Origin of the sequence: Paenibacillus glacialis, from assembly GCF_001637205.1 — a bacterium.
Taxonomy (GTDB): Bacteria; Bacillota; Bacilli; order Paenibacillales; family Paenibacillaceae; genus Paenibacillus_AQ; species Paenibacillus_AQ glacialis.
On record NZ_LVJH01000017.1, the window covers coordinates 229,343 to 256,066 of the forward strand.

The following is a 26,724-nucleotide window of genomic DNA, read 5'->3' on the forward strand; positions in this document are numbered from 1 at the left end:
TGTAATGTAATTATAAATAAAGCTTAAAGGCAGTAATTGGCCGTTCCTTTGTCCGTTCACGAGAAGGGGCGGCCCTCTGTTGTCATAAGAAGGGAGAGCATGATCATGAGTAAATTATGGGGAGGGCGCTTTACGAAGCAGACCAACCATTTGGTAGAGGAATATACAGCTTCCATCGGATTCGACAAGGCGCTCGCAGAAGAAGATATCCAGGGTAGCTTGGCTCATGTAACGATGCTTGGTAAATGCGGTATCGTTCCAGAGGAAGATGCAGAGACGATTCGTCAGGGATTGAAGAAGGTATTGGAGCGAATTCGCGCTGGTGAAATCGAGTTCTCTGTCTCGGATGAGGATATTCATATGAATATTGAGAAGAATCTTATCGATGAGATCGGACCTGTAGGCGGAAAGCTACATACAGGACGTAGTCGTAATGATCAGGTCGCGACGGACATGCACTTGTATTTACGTAAGCGTGTTGTAGCTCTTACGGCTATGTTACAGGAACTTCAAGCTTCGCTGATTACACAAGCGAAAGATAATGTGGATACCATCGTTCCAGGATATACACATTTGCAACGGGCACAACCTATTCTTTTCGCTCATCATTTAATGGCGTACGTGTCTATGTTCGGACGTGATGCAGAGCGATTGATGGATAGTTATAAACGTATTAATATTCTTCCACTCGGTGCGGGTGCACTTGCAGGCACAACGTTCTCCATTGATCGCCATTTCGTGGCTGAGCAACTTGGATTCGATGGCGTGTACGAGAACAGTCTAGATGCGGTGAGTGATCGCGATTTCATCGTTGAATTCTTGGCAAATGCTTCACTTATCATGACACATCTGTCCCGTCTAAGTGAGGAACTCGTGCTATGGAGTAGCACAGAGTTTAGCTTCGTGGAGTTGGATGACGCATTCTGTACAGGTAGTAGCATTATGCCACAGAAGAAGAATCCAGACGTGCCAGAGTTAGTGCGCGGCAAGACGGGTCGTGTATACGGAAACTTGATCGGGCTTCTCACGGTATTGAAGTCACTTCCTCTAGCGTACAACAAGGATATGCAGGAAGATAAAGAAGGCATGTTTGATACGGTTGCTACACTCGAAGGAGCACTTCAATTGTTCGCTCCAATGATCGCGACCATGAAAGTGAACAAAGGTCGTATGCGTGAAGCTGTGAACAAGGATTTCTCTAATGCAACGGATATTGCTGATTTCTTGGTTAACAAAGGATTGCCTTTCCGTCAAGCGCATGAGGTTATTGGAAAGACAGTGCTTTACTGTATTCAAAACAGTAAGTATCTATTGGATCTCACACTTGAAGAATTCCAACAATTCTCAGAATTGTTCGATGACCGAATCTACGATGTGCTTCAACCGGAAGCGGTAGTGAACGCTCGTAATGTATATGGTGGCACAGCAACGGTGCAAGTTGTGGCTGCTATTGAACGTAGTGAGGTGGCCCTTCAGTCTGCGAAGACGTGGGTAGAGCAACACGACGAAGATTCTTTAGCTTAATAACATTTGAATCATTTCACAATAGAAGCGACCGTGTGAACGAAACGGTCGCTTTTTGTTATGGATAGTTATGTAAATATAGATTGATGCTTGTCCTTCTGTTGCCTATAATAGGTAATAGGACAATATTACTAGTTATGTAATCTATTACATTTAGGGAGTAGGTGGACATGTCGTGCTCAAGTCCCATGCTAAGGTGGACAACTGCCTAACTCACAAGAGGGGAAGTATAGTAGCAAAAAAGACAAAGAATAGGCTGGAGAGTAAGACGGAGAAAGGTTTCGCACTCATAGAAGTATTGGCCGCCATTGTCATATTATCGATTGTATCGCTAGTTCTAACCTCCTATTTCTCGAATGCACTTTCTTACGCTAATACGAATCAGAATAAGACGGTCATGGTCAATCTTGCCCGAAATGCACTTTTCTATGTGGAGAAGCAAGATTTCGACAAAATGGAGAAATACTTCAACCTAAGCGGGGGAAATCCTAATGCTTCCAAAGGGAGCTATCCCAACATTTCAACAGAGCAATGTGCTCCAGATCGTTGTAGTCAATTGTTCCGTAGTCCGGAATTGTTGGAGAGCGTACTGAATCCTTCGATTAATGGGGTGGCATATAACATAACGATATCTTATCAATCTGAATTACATTCGAAGATGAAGGCGGAGGGAAGTAAGGCGGAAATGGCCAAGTATTTACTGCCTGTGAAGGTTACTGTAAGTAGTTCGATAGGTGGAAGTAATGCTACGATCGTGGAGGGATACATTACTGATGGCAGAATACGCTAAAAAAATCAGAGCAGAACAAGGTTTCACGCTTGTTGAACTGTTGGCATCACTAATGGTGCTTGCACTTGTTATAGGCATTATATACCCTGTTATGATGTTTGGTCTTCGAAGCTATCATAAAGTACAAATTGAGAATTCTCTACGTGAAGAAGCAGATATATTGATGTCATCGATTATTTCGGAATTGTATGTTTTTGGTCCCGAAAGCGTCTCTCAGCCTGCGAGCACAGATCCTTTCATTGGTAATAATGGTCCATTTATAGAACTGATGCGGGTGGATAATGGGAAGAAGGTTGAACGAGAGATTCGAATGGATAGCGGAAAGCTGTTTATTCGAGATAAAGTAAATGGGCCATCAAATACAGGAGAAATTCCTGTGCAATCACAACTTATTCTGCCAGATTCAGAATTAAGACTGACTTGTTCAAATGATAAAACGACCTGCTCCAGCGGTCTAATTGAAATTAAGCTTGTGCTTGAGCGAACTTTTGAGAGCAGAGAATATCAATTAGAGTTGAATAGTAGATTCGGATTTTAGGAGGCCATGGGCTATGCCACCGAGATTCAAATACATTAGTGAGAAAATACTCTTAATACAGCACATGATTAAAGAAGAACGGGGTTCCGCACTGGTGATGGTCTTATTCATCGTTCTTATCTTTACCATTCTCGGTACAGCAGTTCTAAGTGCAACAATTGGGGGAGCTACACGAGCAACAACAAGGGAAAATGATGTACAAAGTCTTCACTTAACTGAAAAGTCTTTAGATGAAGCGGCCGCATACATAACATCTCAACTAAATGGATTGAAAGATATCCATCCAGAACAACTAGAGAATACGATCAAGGATTACCTGGCCGTTCTTAATTTGAAGAATAGCGATCTAAATGTAAATACGGATTTCAGTGCAGCTACTGGAAAAATTAAGAGTATCACATATGATCGAATGGACAGCCAGTTAGATAAACATGCAATTAATTATTATATAACGATTACAGGCGAGGCTATAGTTAACGGAGTTAAACGTGAGATGAAGCGGGAATTAATTATTGATACCTATCCTGATTTCCTGAAGTATGCGCTTGGTTCGGGGGGCGGAGTAATTAATGGAAATACAGATGTGAAGGGTAATTTGGTTATTAACGGAGCTGCGTCGATTCAAGGTAATATCTATGCAGGTAATGAACTGGTAATCCGAAAGACGGCGAACTATGTTTATAATAAGAATCTATTTAATAAGTCGACACTCTATCCAGTACTGACGGGTGAGGCGCATGTACAGTCATTGGATCATGTATTCTATTCCGAGAGTAGTAGCTCGAATGATAAGCCGGTGAAAAACAAGGGTATAGACACGTCTGAGGAAGCTATTCAAGTGAAGAATAGGTTTCAAGAGATTCTTGGTCTGAATAGCTTGGATAAAGTAGTCATTAAAAATAAAAGTAAGTTTGTGGAGATCAACGTCGACGAATCCTTTGTGGACAAAGTGGTGGAAGCGGCGCTTCCAAACGCTTCACCTAGTGAACGAAATAGTGAGCGTAATACGATCAGAGGAAAATTCTCCGAGATTGGAACATCCTTGATTGAATGGATTGGGAAAGAGCCACCGTATGTCTCTGTTTTCGAACAGCTAGAGAAACCGATAAAGCCGACTAAACCGACTGAGCCTTCATATCCGGTGGTGGAAACAGAAGAAAATTTGAATAAATATAAGGAGCTCCTAACAATATTTGAAGAAGAAATGCGAATCTATGAGATTGAACTTGCGAAATACGAAGCTAAGCTTGAGAAGGTATTAAATCGTAGTGGCTCGGCTATTTTCAATGGTAATATGCTCGTGGATAATCTTGAATATAAAGGAATCACGTTCACTGAAAGCGCAAAGGCATCTTCCAAATGGTTTATTGTCAAAGGGAATTTAACGATTGATAATTTTGAAGAAGCTACGCTCAACATACGTGGAAATATCCTTGTCACAGGGAATGTTACGATACGAGGAAATGTGAGTTTTGATTCAACGATGTTTGTACTTGGTAAGACGACGGTGGAAGACGCTGTAATTAGCGGGTTAGATGGTAAAGAACTAGTACTTATTTCTAAAGGTCCTATTCTTATTAATCGATATGACAAGTTCTCAGATACACCTGTGGATTTGAAGGGATTTTTCTATACGGAAGGATCAGCTGAGCTTTATGGGGTAGGGTCTATATTCCGACTACATGGAGGGTTTTTCGCTAATGGAGAGCTGACCATCAATGCAGTTCTAGGTAAAGTGAAAGATGGCCCGATGGAACTTGCTATAGACCCGCAGGAGGGTATGGGACAAATGAGACGATTTGAAGTTATCTACGATCCAGATATTTATAAACATCAAATGGCTGGACTTCCAAGGGTACAACAAGTTAATGTTCGAGTAGGTCCGATTCAATTAGTCTCAAATAGCGGAAATTGATAGCCTATATACTCGTAATGAAACAACCTCCAAATCGTCGATTAAGGATCGATCTGGAGGTTGCTTCATTGTAAGAAGAGAACTACGAATAGAGTAGGAAACGTTAAGGAGTCTCGCCTAATATTTATCGTCACTGGTTACTTGACCAACGACAATGACCTTTATGGTTGCCGTTATTGGGGTATCAGTTGGGTTCTTCTGGTAAGATACTCGAATGACATCATAGCCTTTTTTCAGACCAGTAACGTTTCCATTACCATTCAAAGTTAGAAAGTTTGAAGTTCCGGGTTCTAAATTACCACTTCCTGGGCGATCAAGGCTCCAGACGAGCTGCTCCCTAATCTGAAGTAACGGATACGACCTAGGAATAGGCCATAACAAGTCATTAAGATTGCGTGACGTTCCCATCTCTATCGTTGTTTCATTATTGGAGAACTGAAGTCCAGTGAGTATAGAACTAATCTTTACATCGTGAGAAGCACTTAACCCGCCAACAGTCACGGTGACCGTAATCTTAATTGTTTCTTTGGTACCCTTTAGTTCAATGGATTTTCCAGTGACAGGTCCGACAATCTCAGCATAAGCGGATCCGCTACCTTCAATATGCCAAGTGAAGTCTTCGTGATCGGCATTAATTGGGTCTAGGACGGCATCCAACTTGATTGTACTGCCCAGATTCATGGTTGCATCGCCCACAATAGATAATCCCTTAAGGCTAACTTTAATGGGGTGCTCTGCGGTAATGCCGTTTGGTTGTTTCGTGCTTTTCACGGTTACAACGACAATATAATCACCTGATTTAATTGCTTGGAATGATGCATTCCATTTATCATTGATGTCTGGAGTAATGGTTGCATAGGAATTGGCATCTTTAATCGTCCAGACTACGCTGGTGATGTTCCCGATGTCTTCAGTATAAGTTGCCTTTAAGTCAATCAAGTCGTTGACCACACTTTCATTAGGGCCCACTATGGCTAGACCAGGACTGATGACCGTTACTTTTGCTGTTGCATATATGTTGCTTCCGTCAGTAGATGTAATTGTAATATGAATAGGACTGTCCACGGGCGTAGGCTTGAGACCTGTGATCCGTCCATTGCTGCTGAGCGTTACATATTCGGGCTTGTCAGTGCTCCACGCGAGGTTCTGATTGTTTGCGTCCTGCGGCTCGATGGTAGGAATAAGCGAGAGGTCTTCACCGACTAGAATGGTTGTGTCCTCAAGAGTCAATTTACCTACCTTAACAATAGCTTCGAACCCAACGTCCGGGAACACAACTCTCCTTAGCTCTCCAGGCGGAATCGGGGTAGGTACAGGATTAGGTAGTGTTCCGGTAAAAGGAGCATCATAAAAACCGAAACCTGCCGTCTCAGACCTGAAAGATTTTCCTATATAGTTACCGACGATGTTACCCCCATTTAACGTAAGAGTTGCCATGGGAGCAAGAACAGACCCTTCTATTGTCATACCTTTCATATCTATTTTTATATCTTCTTTCATATCAATTGCACCGTTTCCATAAAAGTTATAAAGAATTTTAGTGCTCATTGAATTAGATGGTGGAGAAGTTGTGAGTTTACCATTTAAAATGGTTGCGAAACGTAGTGATAAATTAGTACCTTTTACGTTAATAATGACGGTGGATTCTTGTGGGACGTCAATCGATAAGTCTGTTACAGCATTCCAACTAATCTCGGGAATATTAAAAATATTAAGATCTTTATCAGTTCCTACTAGGGAAACTGCGGTTGTATTACTATTGATAGTGGTGATACCATTAGGCGTCTCTTTTGATAGAGACGCGGATAGCTTTGTCAATTGGTCTTTATTCGTAGTGAAATCAATTGGATTTTCCTTTCTTACCGTACCCTGTATCGTACCAAATACTTCATTTTTATATATACCACCATACACGGCATTACCCTTGACATCCCCGCCATTAGTTATCGTCAAATTACCGTTTGCAATGAGGACATCGTCAAAGTTACCATCTATTTTTGGAATTTCCATACCAATACCAAAGCCTGAACTTAATAGAATGTCACCTGCGGAAGCCATACGTCCGTTCATGGTGAAACCGCTATGAACGACAGTGATATCTCCGAGCATAAATGCGTTATAATTCCCCGCTACCCCGAGAGGGGATTCTTTCGATATGGAATGGATATCCCGAAAATCAAGTCTGGAATCCACCAGATTATAGACCCCTTTTACAGTCGGAGTTACCATAAGCTTAAAAGTCACGGACTGACCGCCATTAGGGATATAAGTCTTTTTATCATTTGATAATTGATAAGTGATATCTTTAAACGTCTTTTTCACAGTCATTCCAGAAGAGGGAGATCCGGTTGTAGTTATACCGGCACCTGAAACGTTCAAGTTGCGTGGGAAGTTCTCCACGTATTTTAGATCTGAAACTACAAAGGTGTCCTTTGGATTCTCATTCTTATTACCTGATGGCACAGAAATGTTCTTCGGCGAAATGGAATAAGTGATGATTACTTCCTCGTCTCTGCGTATCTTACCATCCACAACATTTGTGGAAAGGGTACGATTTGTCTCTAGATTCGCGGTGACTTTCTGGATAGTCAAGTTGACGATTTCAGTCGCTTGAGCGCCTACCTCGTCTTTGACCGTAATTTCAAGTTGCAGGTCTCCTCCTTCAGGTAAAGGATTAGTGAAGCTCTGTGTTATCGTATCCCCTGCTGAAGTTGATTTATTAACGTATCCTAGGTTGAGATAAGTACCCTTATGCTTAAATTTAACACTCGTAGATAAGACACGATTATTTAAATCAGAATCATTGACCGTATAGCTTAATAAAAGATTGTTTAGATAGGATGGTTTAGTGCTATTGTTCGTCGGCGCGTTCACAGTAATTTGTGGAGCGTGATTAGCATTCATGAAAGAACGGTAAATGGTATTAATGAACAACTGTTTCTCCCATAATGGGGAGTTTGTGTTGAGTTCTCCGGTATTTATATCTGAGGAGGTAGTAATTTCCTTGGAAGACGCTCTACTCGTTAAATCCTTGCTTAAGTCAAAAGGATATTGAGTTAACAATCCCTCGTTAACTAGTGATGTTGTCGTCGAACGGAACGCGTTAACTATGTCCCCTGATGTCTTACCAGTATTAACTGTTTCTGCGTATAGAGTCCCATCATTAAACAGAACGCTTTGACCAGTTGTAATGAATTGCTGAACTTCTGCGGCGGATGATGGACTCAAGGGGTCATATTTGTTCTGTGCATTTTGAAATCCAAAGATTAGCGTGTCGTAGTTACCATTTAATTGATTTGAATAAATAGTATTGAAATCATCGATTGAAACGGCTGTGATATCAAGCTTGTAGCTGTCTGATTCCAGAAGGTTCGGTTCTAAGACCTTTGTTAAGTTGCTATGACTGTCATCTGTAGGCACAACCTGAATAATTCGAATAACTGGTTTTTCATCTTTGTAACGAATGGTTCCTGTTATATAGTCCTTCAGACCGGTTTGTTGATCGGATACTTCTAATCTCCAGTAAAGTAATCCTGAATAAGCTTTAGGTAATGTGTAACTGATTTTATTTGTAGGTCCCGTAACATTTGTGGCTGCCACAAGGTTGTTGTCTGCGGGATTAAGAATCTTATCAACCGACATGTAAAGACTGGCTCGAATTCGATTGTCATCAAGATTCCGAATATGGTGAGTCTGAAAAGGGAATACCAGCTTGTCCCCAGCCTTGTAGCTGTGACTTGTGTCCTTTGAATAATCGATGAGCGTATTTCCAGTATCCAAAGCTACTCTTGGTCGTTGTTGCAGCATTTCTAGAATGGTAGAAGGGCTGTTTTTGATCTGAGAAATGAGAGTGCCTAATTCAGCATCATCAACAAAAAGGACATTGGCTTTACGATCAGCAGTAGTGGAATATTTGTAAAAAGAGTTATACAAAACGCTTTGTTCATTTAAAGGGTTGGTTGTATTTGCCACTTGATTCAATACATCCTTATGTAGGATCACGGGGAGTCCCTTATTTATGTATTCTTTGATGATTTCGTCTGCTTTTAGAAGAGTCATATCATTCGATAACTTACCCTTGCCGATATAGATGGCGTCGTATTTACCGCTGAGTTCATCAGGTTGTGTCACAAATTCCTTCATCGGTACGGTATCAACGGTAATATTGTCTTGTTGCGCAAGTGCGAATGGTAGGGCATAAGAACTGTCAGCATTACTTTCATCACCAATCTCCAATATTCTGATCTGATAGATAGGCCCTTGGTCGGCGCTTACGTTAAATAGATAGAGTGGAATTGCTAGTAGGATAGCCACAAATACCGTTAATGAGAGTGAGAACTTGTTTAACTTCATGTATAGTACCTCCCTGAAAGAATGGATAAATATAAGATTTGAATATTTGAGATAACTATTTTTATGTAGAAATTGTTGTAAAATTTTGTATCATATGCTATAAATCATTGTAGAATATAGTTCGCAAGTAGGCAATCAAAATATGAGAAAAAATACCTATAAAAGTAGACTTTCGACCTATTTTCTTGAAATGCCTTATAAACCATCAATTTAATATATAAGTTAACAAATTTCGACATGCTAGAGACTGTGAATCTAGTCCGAGATTCAGTGAATGAAAGGTCAGCCCTGGAAAAGTTAAATCTATTACTTGCTAGGAGATGATTAATTGTGGCTATCGTGAAGAAGAGATTAGGAGATTTGTTAGTAGAGAATGGGATTATCTCTCAGGAACAGCTAGAAGAAGCGCTTATAGAGCAACGTAGGAGTAAGCGAAGACTGGGGGATCTATTAATCTCTCAAGGATACATAACGGAACAGCAGCTCATTGAGGTACTAGAATTCCAGTTAGGTATTCCACATGTGAGCTTGTTTAAGTATCAGATTGACCCAGCAATCACTCAGATTATTCCAGAAAGTATGGCTAAGCGTTATCAGGTGCTACCGTTTATGAAAGAAGGCGGGAAGCTGATGGTCGCTATGGCGGATCCTCTTGATTATTTCGCCATAGAGGAATTACGGATGACTACTGGATTTCGAATAGAGCCAGCTATCTCTACAAGAGATGAGCTTCAGCGGGCGATTGCGAAACATTACGGCTTACGGGATTCGATGACTCAGATGATGGTGGAGTTGCCGAGTCAGGAGGAAATCGAGGAGACGGAGATTACGGATGAGGATTCTCCGATTGTACGACTCGTGAATCAGATGATTCAACAGGCCGTTCAACTCAAAGCATCCGATATACACGTAGATCCTGGTGAGAATAATCTTGCAATCCGTTACCGAATTGATGGTTCTTTACGTACAGAGCGCCTTATTCCGAAGCAAATGCAGGGATTTATTATAGCGAGGCTAAAGATCATATCTCAACTGAACATTGCAGAGCGGCGGTTGCCTCAGGATGGGCGGATCAAGATGGAGTTCGACAACAAAATGGTCGATATCCGTGTCTCCTCACTTCCAACCATTCATGGGGAGAAGATTGTGCTCAGACTACTTGATCTGAGTGCAGGAGTGAAATCCCTTGATAATCTAGGGTTTAATGTTCGTAGTCAGTCTCTTTTTAAAGAAATGATTGAACGTCCATATGGCATTCTGCTCATTACAGGGCCGACAGGGAGCGGAAAGACAACAACACTGTATTCCGCACTGAGTCATCTTAATCAGGAGAGTACGAATATTATTACCGTTGAAGATCCTGTGGAATATCAATTAGAAGGCATTAATCAAGTACATATTAACCCGAACATTGGCCTTACCTTTGCCGCGGGACTCCGATCGATTCTACGTCAAGATCCTAATATTGTGATGGTAGGTGAAATTCGGGATACAGAGACAGCTGCAATTGCAGTTCGTGCATCGCTGACCGGACATTTAGTGCTATCTACGCTTCATACCAATGATGCAATCAGTACAGTGATGCGTCTGCAAGATATGGGAATTGAGCCGTATCTTACAGCCTCGTCGCTTATCGGGGTCGTGGCACAACGACTTGTACGTCGAATATGTGAGGATTGTAGAGCGCCATATACTCCGACAGAACAAGAAGCCATCATGCTCCAGGGGCATAGTATTCAAGTGGAAACTCTTTATCGGGGAAGAGGCTGTGGTAACTGTAATCATACTGGATATCGTGGGCGGATCGCTATACATGAGGTACTGATGATTGATGATGCCATGCGTAGAGTGATTACAGAATCTGCACCGATGCAAGAAGTTCGGGAGGTTGCAAAGAGTCAGGGGATGATTGATTTGTTATCTGATGGCTTCAGTAAGGTTGGACAGGGATTTACAACGATTCAAGAGGTTATGCGTGAGACTGTAGCTCACTAGGAGAGGAGGAAGAGCAGATGCACCAAGATACAATAGACATCATAGACCTGCTGTGCAAATCATATGAAATCGGCGCTTCCGACCTGCATATCTCCGTTGGTTCCCCACCGCAGATTAGAGTGGATGGCATGCTTCGTAAGTTGGATGGTAGGTCGATTGAGAGGGAAGACAGCAAATCAATATCCGAATTACTTCTTGGGCCTGAACGTACAGAACAGTTTCGTAACTTGGGTGAAATGGATTTCTCTTATGAGATTGAGGGGTGTGCTCGGTTCCGGATTAATGTATTTCGGCAACGGGGAGAGATCAGCGTCGCAGCTCGGTCTATCCCAACAGTCATTCCAACAATCGAACAATTGGGATTACCTGCCACGCTAATGCAACTGGTACAGAAACCACAAGGACTCATTCTTGTAACTGGACCAACGGGAAGTGGTAAATCCTCGACACTTGCGGCAATGATTGACCACATTAATCGTACATATTGCAAACATATCGTCACATTGGAGGATCCGATAGAATTTCTCCATTCCAATAGTTCATCATTGATTCAGCAGCGAGAGATAGGTAGTGATACTTTGAGTTTCTCCAATGGTCTTAGAGCAGCATTACGCCAAGATCCAGATGTGATTCTAGTGGGTGAAATGCGCGATGCAGAGACGATCAGTGCAGCTGTGACTGCAGCTGAGACGGGACATCTCGTATTTGCGACGCTACATACAACAGATGCACCTCAGACAGTAGATCGGATTATCGATGTTTTTCCAGGACCACAGCAACAACAGATACGCACACAGCTTGCGGCAGTATTGACCGCCGTTATCTCACAGAGACTATTCCTTCGTACCGGAGGTCAAGGAAGGATATGTGCAACTGAAATTATGATCAACACGCCAGCGATAGCTAATTTGATTCGGACTGAGAAGACACATCAGATGATGAGTATGATACAGACCGGGCGAGAGTTGGGAATGCATACGTTAGAGACAAACCTTCGTGATTTGATAAAGTCTGGTGTAATTGATCCAGCTTCTGCCAAGTCATATATGACGACAGGAGCGAATAACTGATGCCACAATTTGAATATCAAGTTAGAACAGGCACGGGTAAACAGATCAAAGGAAAGCTGACCGCTCAGGACAAGTCAATCGCTATGGAGGAACTCCGAAAACGTGGACTAACGGTATTCTCATTAATTGAACGAAAGAGCTCCATCTTAAGCAAAGATATTTATATAGGAAATCCCGTCAAGATGATTCATTTCATCATTTATTGCAGACAGTTTGCTACGCTGATTCGAGCCGGTGTTACCCTGGTGGATGCCACACGCATCCTTGCGGAACAGACCGAGAGCAAGCCATTAATGAAAGCACTACAAGGGGTATATTCAAGCTTGTTAAAGGGAATTGCATTCTCACAGGCGGTACAGGAACACAGCAAGATATTCCCAGCACTGTTCGTCAGCATGATACGTGCGGGAGAAGAATCTGGGGATTTAGAGGGCACGTTGGAACGGCTTGCTATCTTTTTCGAGAAACAGCATAACACGCGTGAGAAAGTAAAATCAGCACTGATGTATCCACTAACAGTGGGGTTACTTGCGATTGCAGCTGTTGTGTATCTCTTGTGGGCTATCGTGCCACAGTTCGTAACCATGTTTGAATCGATGGATGCCGAGCTTCCGGCCATTACGAAGCTGGTGCTTTCCTTGAGTAAAAGTATCCAGGGACAGTGGTATTTCTGGGTATTAGGCGTTATTGCGCTGCTATTGTCATACCAACTGTACAAGCGTACGGACAAAGGGGCGTATGCATTAGATTATTTGAAGTTGAAAATGCCGGTGTTCGGCAAGTTGAATCAGAAAAGCTCTATTGCCCAGTTTGCTAGAACTTTCTCATCCCTATATGCCAGTTCGGTACCCGTGCTGCAGTCGCTTGCCATTGTTGAAGATGTGGCAGGTAACAAGGTTGTTGGGAACACAATTCGAAAGGCTGCGGATTCGCTTCGCCAGGGAAAACCACTTTCTGACCCACTTAAGCGGGCATGGGTATTCCCGCCCCTTGTTACACAGATGATTGCCATTGGTGAAGAAACAGGATCATTAGACCAGATGTTGGCTAAGGTGGCTGACTTCTATGAGATGGACGTCGAGAACACGGTAGATCGATTGAAATCTTTGCTAGAGCCACTATTAATCGTATTTCTTGCAGGAGTAGTAGGAATTATCGTGGCAGCAATTATGCTCCCAATGTTTAGCCTCTACGGTAACTTGTGATTTTACATATTTTTTGAGAGGGGGAATGCGGGGAGGGGCTGAAGATCAGATGAGTTCATAGATGGCTTCAGAACTAACAGCATTGCAACATATATGAACTTTAATCTGACGGAAGTGGACAAGAGTCACAATATACATTCAAAAAACATTATCAAGGGGGAATTACTATGTTGGCGAAATTACTAAAACGCGTGAAGAAGGAAGAGAAAGGGTTCACATTGATCGAGTTACTAGCTGTAATCGTAATCTTGGGTATTATAGCGGTAATCGCAATTCCTATGATCGGTGGAATCATTAATAATTCTAAGAATGATTCAGATTTAGCAACGGCAAGACAGATATATGATGCATCTCGGATGTATATTATTGGGGAGGAAAATGGACAATTTGGGAACCCTGCTGCTGGAGCTACTACTGGTGCAGAAGTTACTCTTGCAGAGCTACGAGCAGGAGATTACATTGAGGCAGGAATCTTGCTCCCAAGCACAAAAAATCCAATCACCGCAGCAGTCGTGAACTATGGTCCAACAGGGGAGTTGGTGAGTGTAACTATTACTCCCCCTCCAGCCGGTTCTAATGCAGGACAATATTCTCACGAACAAGTTCTATCATCTGAATTAAAACCCAAAACTACCACTCCTTAAGAATACTAATCAACACAATTCAATCATCTCAGCTACTTTCCTACCGAAATCATTAAATTGTCTACAACTACAGGAATCGGGACAACCTTCCGATTCCTGTTTCAAATTCAAATATCAACTTGTACACTAATCTACAGTTTTGGGCTTTACTAGCATTGCCGAATATAATCAGCAATGCCAGTAAAGCCCAAGGCGCCCCATTCGTCATAATAAACTTAGTAAGAAATAACAAACAAGCACGACAAATTTTCGGGTGTCCAGAGGGCAGGTCCTCTGGGGCCCTCCCTACTAGGGAGGGTTTGGGAGGGTATCATCTAATGTTCAACATCTTCGTCTCAGTCTACGTCACTATGCTCGGTCTAATCCTAGGTTCTTTCTATAACGTGGTTGCGTTAAGAATTCCTGTAGGGAAGTCTATCGTCTCCCCACCGTCTCGGTGTCCCAAATGTGGGACGCGCCTTAAAGGGCGCGATCTTGTACCCGTATTGAGCTGGATACTTAGCAGCGGCAAATGCCGCTACTGCCAGGCTCCAGTGTCTGGACTATACGCACTTGGAGAAGGGGTAACGGGCTTATTGTTCCTGTGGGTATATCTGCGAACGGGATTGTCAGGTGAGAGCTTGGTTGGCTGGGTACTGGTCAGCTTATGTGTGATTGTTAGCGTGTCTGATCTGAAATATATGCTGATTCCAAATAAAGTTCTGTTGTTCTTCCTTCCGGTGCTGGTTCTGCTCAGAATTATTTATACAGAAGAATCTATCTGGAATGGTGTCCTAGGTGCTGTGGTTGGAGGGGGAATTGTTCTCTTACTGGCGCTGGCAGGAGGCATGGGAATGGGGGATGCGAAGTTATTCGTTCTATGCGGATGGGTGATCGGCTTCCCTAATGTGATACTTGCGTTCCTCCTATCCTCAGCCATTGGGACTCTTGTGTATGGAATGCTAATGTTGCTGGGATTTATCAAACGTAAACAACCCGTACCGTTCGGTCCATGGCTCGCCATTGGAACCATTATCGCGTACGGATACGGTTCTGAGATTATAGGCGGGTATCTCTCGCTCATCCGTTAGGAGGTGAAGCTAGCATATGTTTGGACTAGGACAGCAGTGGATCGGAATTGCCATTGAGCAGACCGGAATTCGATACGTTAGGTTAAATAAGAAAAAAACGTGGGAAATCGATAAGAAATGTTATCTCCCCCTCGAACTTGGCATGATCGTTGAGAATCAGATCGCTGATGGTGAAGCGTTACAGAATCTGCTGAAGGCATGGGTCAAGCAAGAAAATATTAAGGGGGGGAAGATATCCTTATCGATCCCACCTTCTCAAATGATTATTCGAAGAATGAGTATTCCAAGCACCAATCCCAAGCAGGTAAAGGAACTTGTTAAATTAGAGGTAGAGACAGGTCTTCACTTACCATTTGAGAATCCAGTCTATGATTACGTAACGACAGAGTTAGATGTAGAGAATACGCATTTGCTCGTATTTGCGGCCCCACGCAAATTAATTGAAGATTATGTTGCCGTGCTAGAATATGCGGGACTAAAGGTGTCGAGCGTCGAAATATCAGCGACATCCATAGCTCGTACACTCGCGGTTACACAGGGAGAGATTTTCGAGGAGACGATGCTGCTTCATCTAGAGAAGTCATTGTTAGATGTGTATATGTTTCGCAGCGGACATCCGGTATTCATGCGTTCAATTAACTTATACGATTTGCATCGAAGAGATCCCGTGAATTTGAACGAAGACGATGAATTATCGTCAGATCATGATATAGGAGTAGAGGACCAACTATCTCCAGAACAGATTGTAGAAATCACCGCAGAAATATCCAGAATGTTGAACTTCTATCAATATAGTCTTCACGATGGTTCAACTCGTATTACAGATTTAGTTATAACAGGATCAACAGAAAGACGTATACAACTTCTAGATGAATTGTCTTCTATGATGACAGAGCAGAACGTTCGCGTCATAACGTTCGAACAATCTGAAGCTATTAAATATGATCCTGAAATGAATGATTACCGTAATGCACTCGGTACAGCATTGAAGAATAATGGTCATTTTGCAATTGACCTTCTCCCGAGAGAAGATCGAGAAGCACAGGTATTTCCGTATGTAGCGATGGGACTATCGGTTCTCTGGATAGTGGGATCCATAGCAATTGGTGTAACGTACGTAGGGAATCAGGGTCAGATTAGTACGCAGACGTCGCGAATTGAGGCATTAAACAACCAGACTACGATGTTGGAGCAGGAGTTAACAGCATTACAAGCCAACGGTACTCAAGGAAAGAATACAAAGACTGTGATCGACGAATTAATGAAAACCAGGATAGATGCGGTGGATGTCTTGGATGAGTTGGATGGACAACTTCCTGAGGGTGGAGTAATCCGAGATATCATGTACACGCAGCATTCTGAAATTGTTTTAACTATTAATTTTGTGAATATGGATGATGCCGCTGCATATTTAGTGGAGTTACGTAAGATGTCTTTTTCCATATCGAGTATGCTTGAGAAGCTAACACTTGAATCGACGATTCCGCATTCCGACGGTCTGACATCAGAAGGTTCAGAAGCAACATCCATTCGTATGTATTCTGCTATATTCCGTGTGGACATGAACCAGCCAAAGGTAGTACCAATTGTGCAGACGGAGCAGGAAGGGGGAGATGTCATTGATGGAACGAATAAATAATTACCGTTCGGCAATTATTCTGGGAGTGGTTAGTCTATTTCTCCTATTATTTGCGTTCTATATGATGGGTCTACAACCTTCTAATACGAAAGTCAAAGAGCAAGAGGCTGAGATTAGCCGAATTAATGGGTTCAATCAGCGGATTCAAGGCAAGGTAGATGAAATTAAGAGTACTGAAGATAACAATGAGGATCTCCAAGAGGCTACATTAGCTTCATTGCCAGAGGGTGATCATACGGACGAACTTGTTCTAGATTTAAAAAGTATTGGTGAATCCTCTTACGCTCAACTTCGTGATATTGATTTCACATTATCTGAAGTGATTGAAAGCGATCGCTCTAGTGGTAATCAGAAAGTTATATTCTCAAATATTAAGGAAGTTAAAATGTCCGCAAAGTTAGAAGGCGGTTATACGGAGATACGCCAATGGATGAAGAAATTGCAAGAGCTTCCACGATTCATTTCCATTGATTCCTTCAGTTTCAGCCAACCCTATGAGAAACGTGACCCAGGTAGCATTCTTATGGCAACCGTATCTTTTACTGCATATTACTATGTAGAATAGACGAGCTATTATTTCAAAAGAGGAGGTATCGTCGTTATCGATGGTACCTTCTCTTTGTTATGACCATAAGGAATATATCCTTAAAGGCGGGTGCAGGATATTGTCTGATGTAAAGTATTCAAGCATCTGAACAGAGTAGGAATAATATATAGATTTTTCAGATTTACAACGTAACAATGTTATGTTACATTGATAGTGAAGGAGGAGATAACGATGGACGACGATTTAATATCTAAAAAAGAACTGCTAGAAATCACAGGAATCTCTTATGGTCAATTGTATCGCTGGAAAAGGAAAAGCCTTATCCCAGAGGATTGGTTTATCCGTAAATCGTCCTATACGGGACAGGAAACCTTTTTCCCTAGACACAAAATCCTTGCCCGTGTAGATAAAATAATTAATATGAAAGATGATCTTTCGTTAGATGAACTTGCAGATGTCTTCTCACCTAACGCTGGAGAGACGTCACTTCGGTCGATAGAATTAATAGAATGTAACATTGTGTCGTCACTAACATTGGATTTATACGTTGAAATTCAAGGACAACAGGATGATTTCACATTCGATAATATTCTTTGTATATACATACTAGAGAAGTTACTTAAGAGTGGTGAACTATCGCGTGATGAGGGGTTAATGCTCGTTAGAACGATGGAAGAACACTACGGTAAATTGGCTGGAAAGAACGGTGAATTGGTACTTATACGTAAAATGGGCGTATCGGTATTGTTTCTTACGGAATCAGCGGATCAAATGTATTTCGACAAAGGTGTAAAGTGGGTTATTCGGTTACCGCTTGCGTCTAGCATTGAAGAATTGAAATTGAAAATGAATGAAAGAGAGGAAGAGTAGATGGAGCAGAAACAGCAATCTAGGCATGATCTGAACATATCCGGCATGGGACGAACGGGCGGTGGAGTATATAAGGACGTTAAGATTGATGGCATGGGTAAGGTTGGTGGAGACATCGATTGCTTAACGTTCACAAGTAATGGAACCGTAGGGATCGAAGGATCACTTCATGCTGACTCATTGAACATAAATGGGACCGCAAAAGTGGAAGGACCTACTACCTTGGATAAGATGGATATTGGTGGGATGTCTACATTTAAGGATCAAGTCCAGTGTCGCGCTGTCTTCATTAATGGAAGAGCGATCTTTGATAAGGGTCTGAAGAGCGATACCGTGGAAGTAGGGGGCATACTGAAGACAAAAGAGGATGTGCAATGTGAGAGCTTTTCGGTGAAAGGTCATTTCACGATCGAAGGATTGTTGAATGCAGGTCAAGTGGATATTAAGATGAATTTGCCTTGCTCCGCACAGGAGATTGGTGGAGAATACATTGTCGTGAGGAAATGGAAGAGTCCGCGTATCTGGGAACAACTTCATCATGGTTTCTCTACCCGATTGAAGGCACATATCATTGAAGGAGACCATATCGATCTGGAGTATACGGAAGCAGATACCGTTCGCGGGAACGACGTGAGTATTGGTCCGGGTTGCACCATCCGACTAGTGGAATATAAGAATACAATTCATCAGGATCCTGAAGCGAAAGTAGGATCTTGTGTACGAATATAATCGCGAACATGGAAAGTGTACAAATACAAATATAACGACAAACTTGGAAAAGAGGGAAGTTAAATGAAGATGAGCGGATCTAGATCGGATTCAACACAATTGAAAGATTTGAGAATCACAGGAAATGGGAGTTCGGGTGGAGGTCAGTACGATAAGGTTAAAATAATGGGAGACAGCATTATTCATGGAGATGTGGAATGTACTCTTTTCAAATGTACGGGGACGGCATCTGTAGAGGGGGCTCTCAAATCAGGTAGCATAGGTTGTCAAGGGAATATGAAGGTCCACCAAGGGTTGCAGGGGGAAGAAATTTCAATTCAAGGAGAGTTAGACGTGATAGGGGATTTGTCTGCCCAAACGTTGAAGGTGAATGGGGAAATCCGAGTTGAAGGTAATCTAAATGTTGAAAAGTTAAAAGGACAGGGTGCCTTGTACATATCAGGAGATTGTCAGGGAGAAGAAGTGATTATACGCGGCTCATTGGATATTGCCAACATGTTGAATGGGGAAGTCATTGAAATAAAGCTGTACGGACCTAGTCGTGCACGTGAGATTGGTGGAGGCAAGATCACAATTACCAAAGCCATAACTATTCCTTTCATTGGGAAATATTCTCCTGGTGCCTACGGTGCCATGCAGGCAGACAGTATTGAAGGGGATGAGATTCACTTGGAGAATACAAAAGCCGCTGTGGTTCGTGGACGTAATGTCACCATTGGATCTGGATGTGAGATTGGCTTTGTTGAATATAAGAACGAATACAAGCAAGATCACGGAGCGATAGTCGGTCAATATAATAGGATATAGAAATATGCTTAATGGAATTAATGGGGTCGCTAAACAGGAAGTTGGTTAATATCATATCATGTATAGATCATCTGGGTTAGTGAAATGACTTAGTTGTGCATAGTATGTTATTAACAAGCGAAGGAGAGGCTTACGTTATGAAAGTAACCATATCCCAAATTGAAGCGTTGGAAAAGGGTATATGGGATGATATCATCATCCTATTCGGTTTGGATAAAGAGGCTGAGTTTTGGCCAACAGAGGAGTTCATCTTAACCGAACAGCAAGCTAAGCAGCTCGGAATCATTTGCTAAGAGATGTTCATGATCTCATAAAAAGATAAACGACGATCCGAGTAGGACCGCCGTTTTTTTTTGTCTTTTCAGTTCAATTGACTGACGGCTATTGTATAGACAAACCTCTGGTTTGTTCATCAAGCTGTAATTACAGATTTGAGCACTACTATTGTCCTTAAGTTCAAGTGATTACTCTTGAATGATCAATGCTCTCGAGTTCGTTGATTTTGTATAAGCTTAATCACTGTTATAGAAGTTGTTCTTGAACTTGTCTCTGTGTGTGTCTTTGACTTTGTTTTCTTTAGACCTTATCTCTGTGTTGTCGTTCTTATACCAAGGTGCGTTGTATCCACTGGAGAGCCGATAGGCGAACGCCTTTAAAACCGGGAAATCACCGTCATCTCCAATCGAATCATATTTCCCGGTTTTAACAGCGGCGGAAGGGGATACAACGCATCTCCCACATCTCCTAAAAGTTCGGACCACTCACACCATCCTCAATAATGGTTTTCTCCTTAGGAACAATCGGCTGGTCTTTATCCATCTTATTCTCGGGGTGAATGCCAATCAGCGTCTTCTGTGGAAGGTACGTGTCGTGGGAGATGCGCTTTCGTTCTTTGACGATACCATCGACCTTTTTAATCTGATAGGTATCAATGATATAACCCGCTTTTCCATTTTGTATGATTTCTTGACCTCCAACCGGTAGTGTTGAATTCTGGACGTATTTGTTGGGAGGGGTGAGGGTCCCTACCGTAATGGATTCAATGTCATATGTAACATCGGTAGGGAAAGTGCCAAAGAACTTAACTGTGAGTGTTTTGCCTTGAACGGCGACGTGAATCAACAAATGTTTGCCTGTATTATTCCTGAAACGGAAGTTGATCGATCCTGTAGCATACGTAGCATCTTGTCCCTTAGGTAAATATCGAACAGGAAGTGAATGGTTTCTGCGCTCAACTATGTCCATCCCCGTACGAATCGCTGCATTATAAAGAGTACTCGACACTTGGCAGATTCCTCCGCCAATCCCAGGCACCAGCTTTCCATTTAGAATGACAGGTGCTTCTTGAAATCCATATTTATCCTCTGCTAAGGCGACAATCTTGCCGTAATCAAACACATCTCCAGGTTTCAATAGTAATCCATCGGTGGCTTGCGCAGCTGAATTCACATTATAAAGTCTACCTTCACTACTGGAATCTAAAGAAGTAGAGAATTCCATGATTTTACGGTTTATACCTTCTTTTTTCAAATCAATAACGCTAAGTTCAGGATTCGCTATGATGAAAGGAAGTTGTATCTTAAGCGGTGTGAGTGAGGGGTGTTCTAATCTATAGAAATTTTGCGGAATCAAAGAAACCATACGGTTTGTTAGGGTCTCCCAGTCCAGTTGGAATGCCGACACTTCAGGTGTATATACAACTTGATCATTGGATGTAATACGCCGTGTCGCATTTATGGGGACGCCGAAATTCTTTTTCTCCCATGCCATATTAAATTTCAATTTCATAGGAGAGGAATTCCAGTGAGGCTTTATATCAAAACTTCTTTCGAAATGCCAACGATAGGATACACGCTCTAACAAGTTGCCCTTGTTTAGTTTCATAATAGCACTCTGAAATGCATCTGCCTCATATCGAACACCAGCTTCAGTAAGAGACCATTCCATGTCGGGTATGTCTTGATTCTTAGCAGAGATATGAAGAGACGTCTGTCCAAGTTGTTGGAACTTATCATTGAGATCTTTCAGGACGGCCTCTGTTGTCATACCTCCTACAGACCAGCCTGAAATCTGTACGCCTTTGGGTATCGTATTTTGGTTTACATATAGATGGCATAAGCCAACGAGAACGGATCCAGTCACTAGAGCAGTGGATATGATTAGAGTAATATGATTTTTTTTCATAGGACACACCTTTTCTAACTTCTTATTGGTCGTTATTCATGCACTTATCTATGTATATGTAGTTGAAATGGAATAATTTCGGGTACTCAAAAGGTAACAAGTTTGTTACAATAAATATTAGTGATGAAATTTAAAGGTTTTTAAAGGAAATGGCTAGAACATGTCGAAATAATATTGTCTGATTATGGAATTGGGAAGTGATAATTGTGATAGAAATGCAAGATGTATGGAAGACATATAAGAATGGAACTAACGCCCTGCAGGGTGTAACAGTAAAGATTGATCGTAATGAGTTTGTATATGTTGTCGGTCCCTCTGGGGCGGGTAAATCGACGTTTATGAAGCTTATCTATAGAGAAGAAGTTCCAACTAAAGGGCAAATTTCGGTTAGTGGATTTAATATTGGTAAGCTCAAGCCTCGTAAAATTCCTTACGTTAGACGGAATATCGGCGTTATATTTCAGGATTTTCGACTCTTACCTCGTATGACGGCTTATGAGAATGTAGCATTTGCTATGGAAGTTATTGAAACGCCGAAGAAAGTCATTAAGAAGCGAGTTATGGAAGTGTTGGATCTCGTAGGACTCAAGAATAAAGCTGGACGTGAGCCAGATCAACTCTCGGGTGGGGAACAGCAACGGATAGCGATTGCTAGAGCCATAGTAAACAACCCCTCTGTTATTATAGCGGACGAGCCTACAGGGAATTTAGATCCTGAGACTTCATGGGGTATTATGCAGTTGCTTGACGAGATTAACTTTCGTGGGACGACGATCGTGATGGCTACTCATAACAAAGATATCGTGAACAAAATGCGTAAACGTGTCATTGCAATCGAGCAAGGAAACATTGTGAGAGACCAATTGAGAGGGGAATATGGATATGAGTTTTAACACCTTCTTGCGGCATCTGCGTGAGGGGTGCAAGAACGTATTCCGTAATGGTTGGATGTCTATCGCATCCATCACATCCATTGTCGTCTCTCTTTTTGTTCTAGGTGTATTTATTCTATTGGTTGTAAATGTGAATCAGTTAGCGGACGAAGTGGATAGTCAAGTTGAGATCAAAGTGTATTTGAACCTTGATGTGAATGAGCAAATGCGTGGAAAGATCCATACAGAGATTGGATTAATGCCTGAGGTTAGCAAGATTACCTTTATATCTAAAGAGCAAGGTTTGAAAGAATTCAGTGAGAGTCTTGGAGAAGACGGTAAGGCACTACTTGAAGGCTTCGATAAAGATCATAATCCACTACCTGACACACTATCAGTGGAGGTCATAGAGGCAACGACAGTAGCTCATGTTGCGGACAAAATCACTGCACTTAACAAGGATCACCCTGAGAATCCAATCATGAAGGTGAAATACGGTGAGGGAGCGGTTGAGAAGTTATTCAAGATTACTCGCGCTGTTCGTAACATCGGGTTCATATTTGTGATAGGTCTCGGTATTATGTCAATGTTCCTGATATCAAATACGATTAGAGTTACCATTCTAGCGCGTCGCCGTGAGATTGGCATCATGAAATTGGTAGGGGCGACGAATTATTTCATCCGGTGGCCTTTCTTTATAGAAGGTGCACTTATTGGAGGCATTGGATCGTTAACCACTGTAGGACTTTTAATCTTTGGTTATGATCAGTTGGTCAAGGCGTTTAGTGGAGATATAACCCTAGGAATAGTATTGCTACCGTTATCAGATGTATGGTTGTATTTAAGTGCTTTGCTACTTGCAATAGGTATACTGATTGGTATCTGGGGAAGTACGGTTTCCATTCGTAAATTTTTAAAAGTATAGCTGAGAATCACGAGCTTCTTTGATGGCCGACGTTGACGACATATATACGTTATAGAATTTAGAAAAGGATGGCGAACCCAATTTGAAAAAGTTTACACTTATACTAGCTGCGATCTTATTAGCAACCTTCATATTTCAACCTGACGATGGTTACGCTAAAAAGAAAACAGTACGTGACATCGAACGGGAATTGAAAGTATTACAGGAACAGGCGAAGACTGCTAGAGCTGAGCAGGAAAAGGCGTCCTCTGATAAGCAGGAAGCAGAACATTATAAGAATAAAACAACGGAATATTTGGAATCCGTGATGGCACAAATTGATACAGTGAGTAATAGGTTATCAATCGTTACCAAGCAAATTGATGAGACTAAGGAAAGCTTAACATTAGCGGCAACAGAGTTAGATGCTGCAGAAGAACGTATCGCCTCTCGCGAGGTTATGCTTGAGTCTCGTGTACGACTCATGTATACCGACGGGTCCATTTCTTATCTTGAAGTATTGATGTCATCCAGTAGCTTTACGGATTTCCTGGATCGAGCTGATTCTCTAAAGATGATTGTAGATCAGGATCAGAACTTACTTGTAGAGCATAAGAAGGATAAGGAAATTGTCGTCGAGCAGGAAAAGAATTTAGAGTTACAGTATGCCAAGGCTAAAAGTCTCTATTCGGAAATGGAGTCACAAAAGAGTATACTGAGCGTGAAGGAATCGGAGAAGAAATCTTTGATTGCTATGTATGATAAAGAAATTCAGCATTCCGATGAACTAACAGAAGATCAGGAGCAAAAGCTCGTAGCTCTTGCTAGTAACCGCTCAGCTCTTTTACAACAGAAGAACAAGTTGGTAGCTGAGGAAACAGCACGTGTTAAAGCTGCGAAGGCTGCGGCTAAGAAACGTGCAGCAGCGGCTGCTGCGGCAGCGAAGAAAAGTTCTAAAAAATCTACTAGTTATGCAGCAGCATCCTTTAGTGGTGGTGGAGGACCGTTACTCATGCCAGTAGGGAGCGCGCGTATTTCTTCAGGATTTGGTAGACGAACGCATCCAGTGACGGGCGAAGTGGGCAAGATGCATACAGGTGTTGATTTTGCTGTAGGGCAGGGAACGTCGGTTCATGCAGCGGAAGCGGGAACTGTGATTTTGGCTGAGTGGTACAGTGGTTATGGAAATGCCGTTATCGTTGATCACGGTGGTGGCATGTGGACGTTATACGGACATCTTCGTAATGGCGGTACCAATGTAAAAGTAGGCGACCGTGTTAGTAAAGGGGAAAAGATTGCAGAGTCAGGAAATACAGGGCGGAGCTCAGGACCCCATCTTCATTTTGAAGTACGTTTAAATGGAAGCCGGGTTGATCCCATGCCTTACCTATAATGATCTAAATCATGCTATTATTATAAATATTCCAACCCGTTCGTACATATACTAGGTTGGGTACAATAGAGTATGGACTTGTGATAGTCTGACAAGAAAAAGGCGGTGAACATAGCGGTGTTAAAGAAACGTACGGCCTTATTACTGATGGTTGCTGCCATGATATGCGGCAGTCTACTGACGTTTTTCTTGAGTAGTGGTAATAGCTATGCAGGACAGGCAGTAGGTGGTGAAGGCTTACTTGCAAGCATAACCAACAGTGCAGGTCTGAAGAAAGAAGAAGCTCAGAAGATCGGAACGGCACTCGACCTAATTGAAGGGAACTATTATAAGGATATTGATCGTAGCATCTTGGTAGATGGTGCGATTAATGGGATGATGGAATCACTTTCGGATCCTTATTCCACGTATATGGGTCAAGAAACTGCACAGAAATTCGAAGAGTCGATTGAAGGATCCTTTAGTGGAATTGGTGCGGAAGTCTCCTTGAAAGATGGGAATGTCGTTGTAGTATCACCGATCAAGGGATCTCCTGCTGAGAAAGCTGGCATTCGGTCTCAAGATATTCTCTTATCCGTCAATGGGGAGTCTCTTAAAGGACTTGAATTGAACCATGCTGTTTCTAAAATTAGGGGTGTCAAAGGGACAACAGCTAAAGTGAAAGTGAAACGTGAAAGTGTATCTGATCCTATTGAATTCGCGATTGTCCGTGATGATGTGGATTTAGAAACAGTGAATGCTCGTATGGAGAAGGATGGAATAGGTGTTATTGAGATTACACAATTCTCCTTGAATACCGCCGATCGTTTTATGGCTGAATTGTCCAAATTAGAGAAGCAAGGGATGAAGGGTCTTGTTATAGACGTTCGGAACAACCCAGGTGGTGTTCTCGCTGTCGTCATTGATATAGCACAACAATTCGTACCCAAAGGCGAACTCATCGTTCAGGTGGAAGATAAAGAGGGTAAACGCGATAAGAGCTTGTCCAAGGGATCAAGTAAGTCGTATCCGATAACACTTTTAATGAATAAAGGAAGTGCAAGCGCGTCTGAGATATTGGCAGGAGCGTTACAGGAATCGGCTGGTGTGATATTGGTAGGTGAGAACTCCTTCGGCAAGGGCACAGTACAGACGAGCTTTGATAAACAATTGGGTGATGGTAGTTTACTTAAGATAACCATTGCTAAATGGCTTACCCCTAAGGGTACTTGGATTCATGAGAAGGGTATTAAGCCTAATATTGCTGTATCTCAGCCAGATTTCTTCTCTGTAGCGCCAATTAACAAAAAGAAGAGTCTGCAATACAATACGAACAATGAAGATGTAAAAAGTGCGCAAGTCATGTTGAATGGACTTGGATTTAAGCCAGGGAGAACAGACGGATACTTTGACCAAGCAACTGAGAAGTCAGTCAAGAGCTTCCAGACAAGTAAGAAGCTTAAGGTCAATGGTATTATTGATGCTAAGACAGCGGAAGCTTTGGAAAATGAGCTCATTAAGCATATCCAAGACCCGTTAAATGATACGCAATTGAAACAAGGGATTGCTGAAGTACAGAAGGAAATGAAGGCAATGGCGTCGAAGAAGTAAGAAGGCTGAACGTTAGCCTTCTTTTTTTCTGATATGAGGAATGATAAGTTTTCTACGAACCCCCATAATCATGATTTTCTTTAGA

The 26,724-nt window shown here is 42.1% G+C and carries 21 protein-coding genes; 19 read left to right on the forward strand and 2 right to left on the reverse strand.

Annotation, left to right across the window (positions count from 1 at the left end):
* Positions 1 to 105 precede the first annotated feature (105 nt).
* From argH to PGLA_RS10900, 4 genes are all read left to right on the forward strand, one after another.
* Positions 106 to 1,524, forward strand: coding sequence for an argininosuccinate lyase (gene argH, locus PGLA_RS10885; protein ID WP_068532442.1), 1,419 nt, complete (start codon positions 106 to 108; stop codon positions 1,522 to 1,524).
* Positions 1,525 to 1,699: 175 nt separating this feature from the next.
* Positions 1,700 to 2,314 (forward strand): type IV pilus modification PilV family protein, encoded by a 615-nt coding sequence (locus PGLA_RS10890; RefSeq protein WP_245699807.1) that lies wholly within the window; start codon positions 1,700 to 1,702, stop codon positions 2,312 to 2,314.
* Positions 2,298 to 2,852: a PilW family protein gene (locus tag PGLA_RS10895; protein WP_068532444.1), complete on the forward strand. Its 555-nt coding sequence runs from the start codon at positions 2,298 to 2,300 to the stop codon at positions 2,850 to 2,852. The genes PGLA_RS10890 and PGLA_RS10895 overlap by 17 nt, the downstream gene beginning before the upstream one ends.
* Positions 2,853 to 2,865: 13 nt before the next feature.
* Entirely contained in the window at positions 2,866 to 4,767 is a 1,902-nt protein-coding gene (locus PGLA_RS10900; protein ID WP_068532446.1) for a pilus assembly PilX N-terminal domain-containing protein, read from the forward strand.
* A 117-nt stretch (positions 4,768 to 4,884) separates the two neighbouring features.
* On the opposite strand, the gene PGLA_RS10905 is transcribed toward PGLA_RS10900, so the two are convergent.
* Positions 4,885 to 9,120 carry a collagen-binding domain-containing protein gene (locus PGLA_RS10905; protein ID WP_068532447.1) on the reverse strand — a complete coding sequence of 1,412 codons (4,236 nt, stop codon included), beginning with the start codon at positions 9,118 to 9,120 and terminating at the stop codon, positions 4,885 to 4,887.
* A 330-nt stretch (positions 9,121 to 9,450) separates the two neighbouring features.
* Between PGLA_RS10905 and PGLA_RS10910 the strand changes: the two genes are divergently transcribed.
* From PGLA_RS10910 to PGLA_RS28360, 11 genes are all read left to right on the forward strand, one after another.
* Positions 9,451 to 11,115, forward strand: coding sequence for a GspE/PulE family protein (locus PGLA_RS10910; protein WP_068532448.1), 1,665 nt, complete (start codon positions 9,451 to 9,453; stop codon positions 11,113 to 11,115).
* Between the two features lie 17 nt (positions 11,116 to 11,132).
* Complete coding sequence (locus PGLA_RS10915) at positions 11,133 to 12,185, forward strand: type IV pilus twitching motility protein PilT (RefSeq protein WP_068532450.1); 1,053 nt, start codon at positions 11,133 to 11,135, stop codon at positions 12,183 to 12,185.
* Positions 12,185 to 13,390, forward strand: a complete 1,206-nt coding sequence (locus tag PGLA_RS10920; RefSeq protein WP_068532452.1) for a type II secretion system F family protein — start codon at positions 12,185 to 12,187, stop codon at positions 13,388 to 13,390. The genes PGLA_RS10915 and PGLA_RS10920 overlap by 1 nt, the downstream gene beginning before the upstream one ends.
* 167 nt (positions 13,391 to 13,557) lie before the next feature.
* Entirely contained in the window at positions 13,558 to 14,034 is a 477-nt protein-coding gene (locus PGLA_RS10925) for a type II secretion system protein (RefSeq protein WP_068532454.1), read from the forward strand.
* A gap of 317 nt (positions 14,035 to 14,351) precedes the next feature.
* Entirely contained in the window at positions 14,352 to 15,104 is a 753-nt protein-coding gene (locus PGLA_RS10930; protein ID WP_068532456.1) for a prepilin peptidase, read from the forward strand.
* 16 nt (positions 15,105 to 15,120) lie between these two features.
* Positions 15,121 to 16,743 carry a pilus assembly protein PilM gene (gene pilM / locus PGLA_RS10935; protein ID WP_068532458.1) on the forward strand — a complete coding sequence of 541 codons (1,623 nt, stop codon included), beginning with the start codon at positions 15,121 to 15,123 and terminating at the stop codon, positions 16,741 to 16,743.
* Positions 16,727 to 17,308 (forward strand): type 4a pilus biogenesis protein PilO, encoded by a 582-nt coding sequence (pilO, locus tag PGLA_RS10940; protein WP_068532460.1) that lies wholly within the window; start codon positions 16,727 to 16,729, stop codon positions 17,306 to 17,308. Before pilM ends, pilO begins: the two co-directional genes overlap by 17 nt.
* Before the next feature lie 213 nt (positions 17,309 to 17,521).
* Positions 17,522 to 18,160 carry a YhbD family protein gene (locus tag PGLA_RS10945; RefSeq protein ID WP_068532462.1) on the forward strand — a complete coding sequence of 213 codons (639 nt, stop codon included), beginning with the start codon at positions 17,522 to 17,524 and terminating at the stop codon, positions 18,158 to 18,160.
* Positions 18,161 to 18,889, forward strand: a complete 729-nt coding sequence (locus tag PGLA_RS10950; protein WP_068532464.1) for a hypothetical protein — start codon at positions 18,161 to 18,163, stop codon at positions 18,887 to 18,889.
* 63 nt (positions 18,890 to 18,952) lie between these two features.
* Positions 18,953 to 19,696, forward strand: coding sequence for a hypothetical protein (locus tag PGLA_RS10955; RefSeq protein ID WP_084410943.1), 744 nt, complete (start codon positions 18,953 to 18,955; stop codon positions 19,694 to 19,696).
* Positions 19,697 to 19,833: 137 nt separating this feature from the next.
* Positions 19,834 to 19,989 carry a hypothetical protein gene (locus tag PGLA_RS28360; protein ID WP_169810192.1) on the forward strand — a complete coding sequence of 52 codons (156 nt, stop codon included), beginning with the start codon at positions 19,834 to 19,836 and terminating at the stop codon, positions 19,987 to 19,989.
* A 451-nt stretch (positions 19,990 to 20,440) separates the two neighbouring features.
* Here the strand turns inward: PGLA_RS28360 and PGLA_RS10965 are convergent, their stop codons facing one another.
* Positions 20,441 to 21,880 (reverse strand): VanW family protein, encoded by a 1,440-nt coding sequence (locus tag PGLA_RS10965; protein ID WP_068532468.1) that lies wholly within the window; start codon positions 21,878 to 21,880, stop codon positions 20,441 to 20,443.
* Positions 21,881 to 22,086: 206 nt separating this feature from the next.
* On the opposite strand from PGLA_RS10965, the gene ftsE reads away from it, so the two are divergent.
* The 4 genes from ftsE (at position 22,087) to PGLA_RS10985 (ending at position 26,639) form a co-directional block, all read left to right on the forward strand.
* Positions 22,087 to 22,773: a cell division ATP-binding protein FtsE gene (gene ftsE, locus PGLA_RS10970; RefSeq protein WP_068532470.1), complete on the forward strand. Its 687-nt coding sequence runs from the start codon at positions 22,087 to 22,089 to the stop codon at positions 22,771 to 22,773.
* Entirely contained in the window at positions 22,763 to 23,677 is a 915-nt protein-coding gene (gene ftsX, locus PGLA_RS10975; RefSeq protein WP_068532472.1) for a permease-like cell division protein FtsX, read from the forward strand. Before ftsE ends, ftsX begins: the two co-directional genes overlap by 11 nt.
* An 82-nt stretch (positions 23,678 to 23,759) precedes the next feature.
* Positions 23,760 to 25,049, forward strand: a complete 1,290-nt coding sequence (locus PGLA_RS10980; protein ID WP_068532474.1) for a murein hydrolase activator EnvC family protein — start codon at positions 23,760 to 23,762, stop codon at positions 25,047 to 25,049.
* A gap of 117 nt (positions 25,050 to 25,166) precedes the next feature.
* Positions 25,167 to 26,639: a S41 family peptidase gene (locus PGLA_RS10985; protein ID WP_068532476.1), complete on the forward strand. Its 1,473-nt coding sequence runs from the start codon at positions 25,167 to 25,169 to the stop codon at positions 26,637 to 26,639.
* Positions 26,640 to 26,724: the final 85 nt, after the last annotated feature.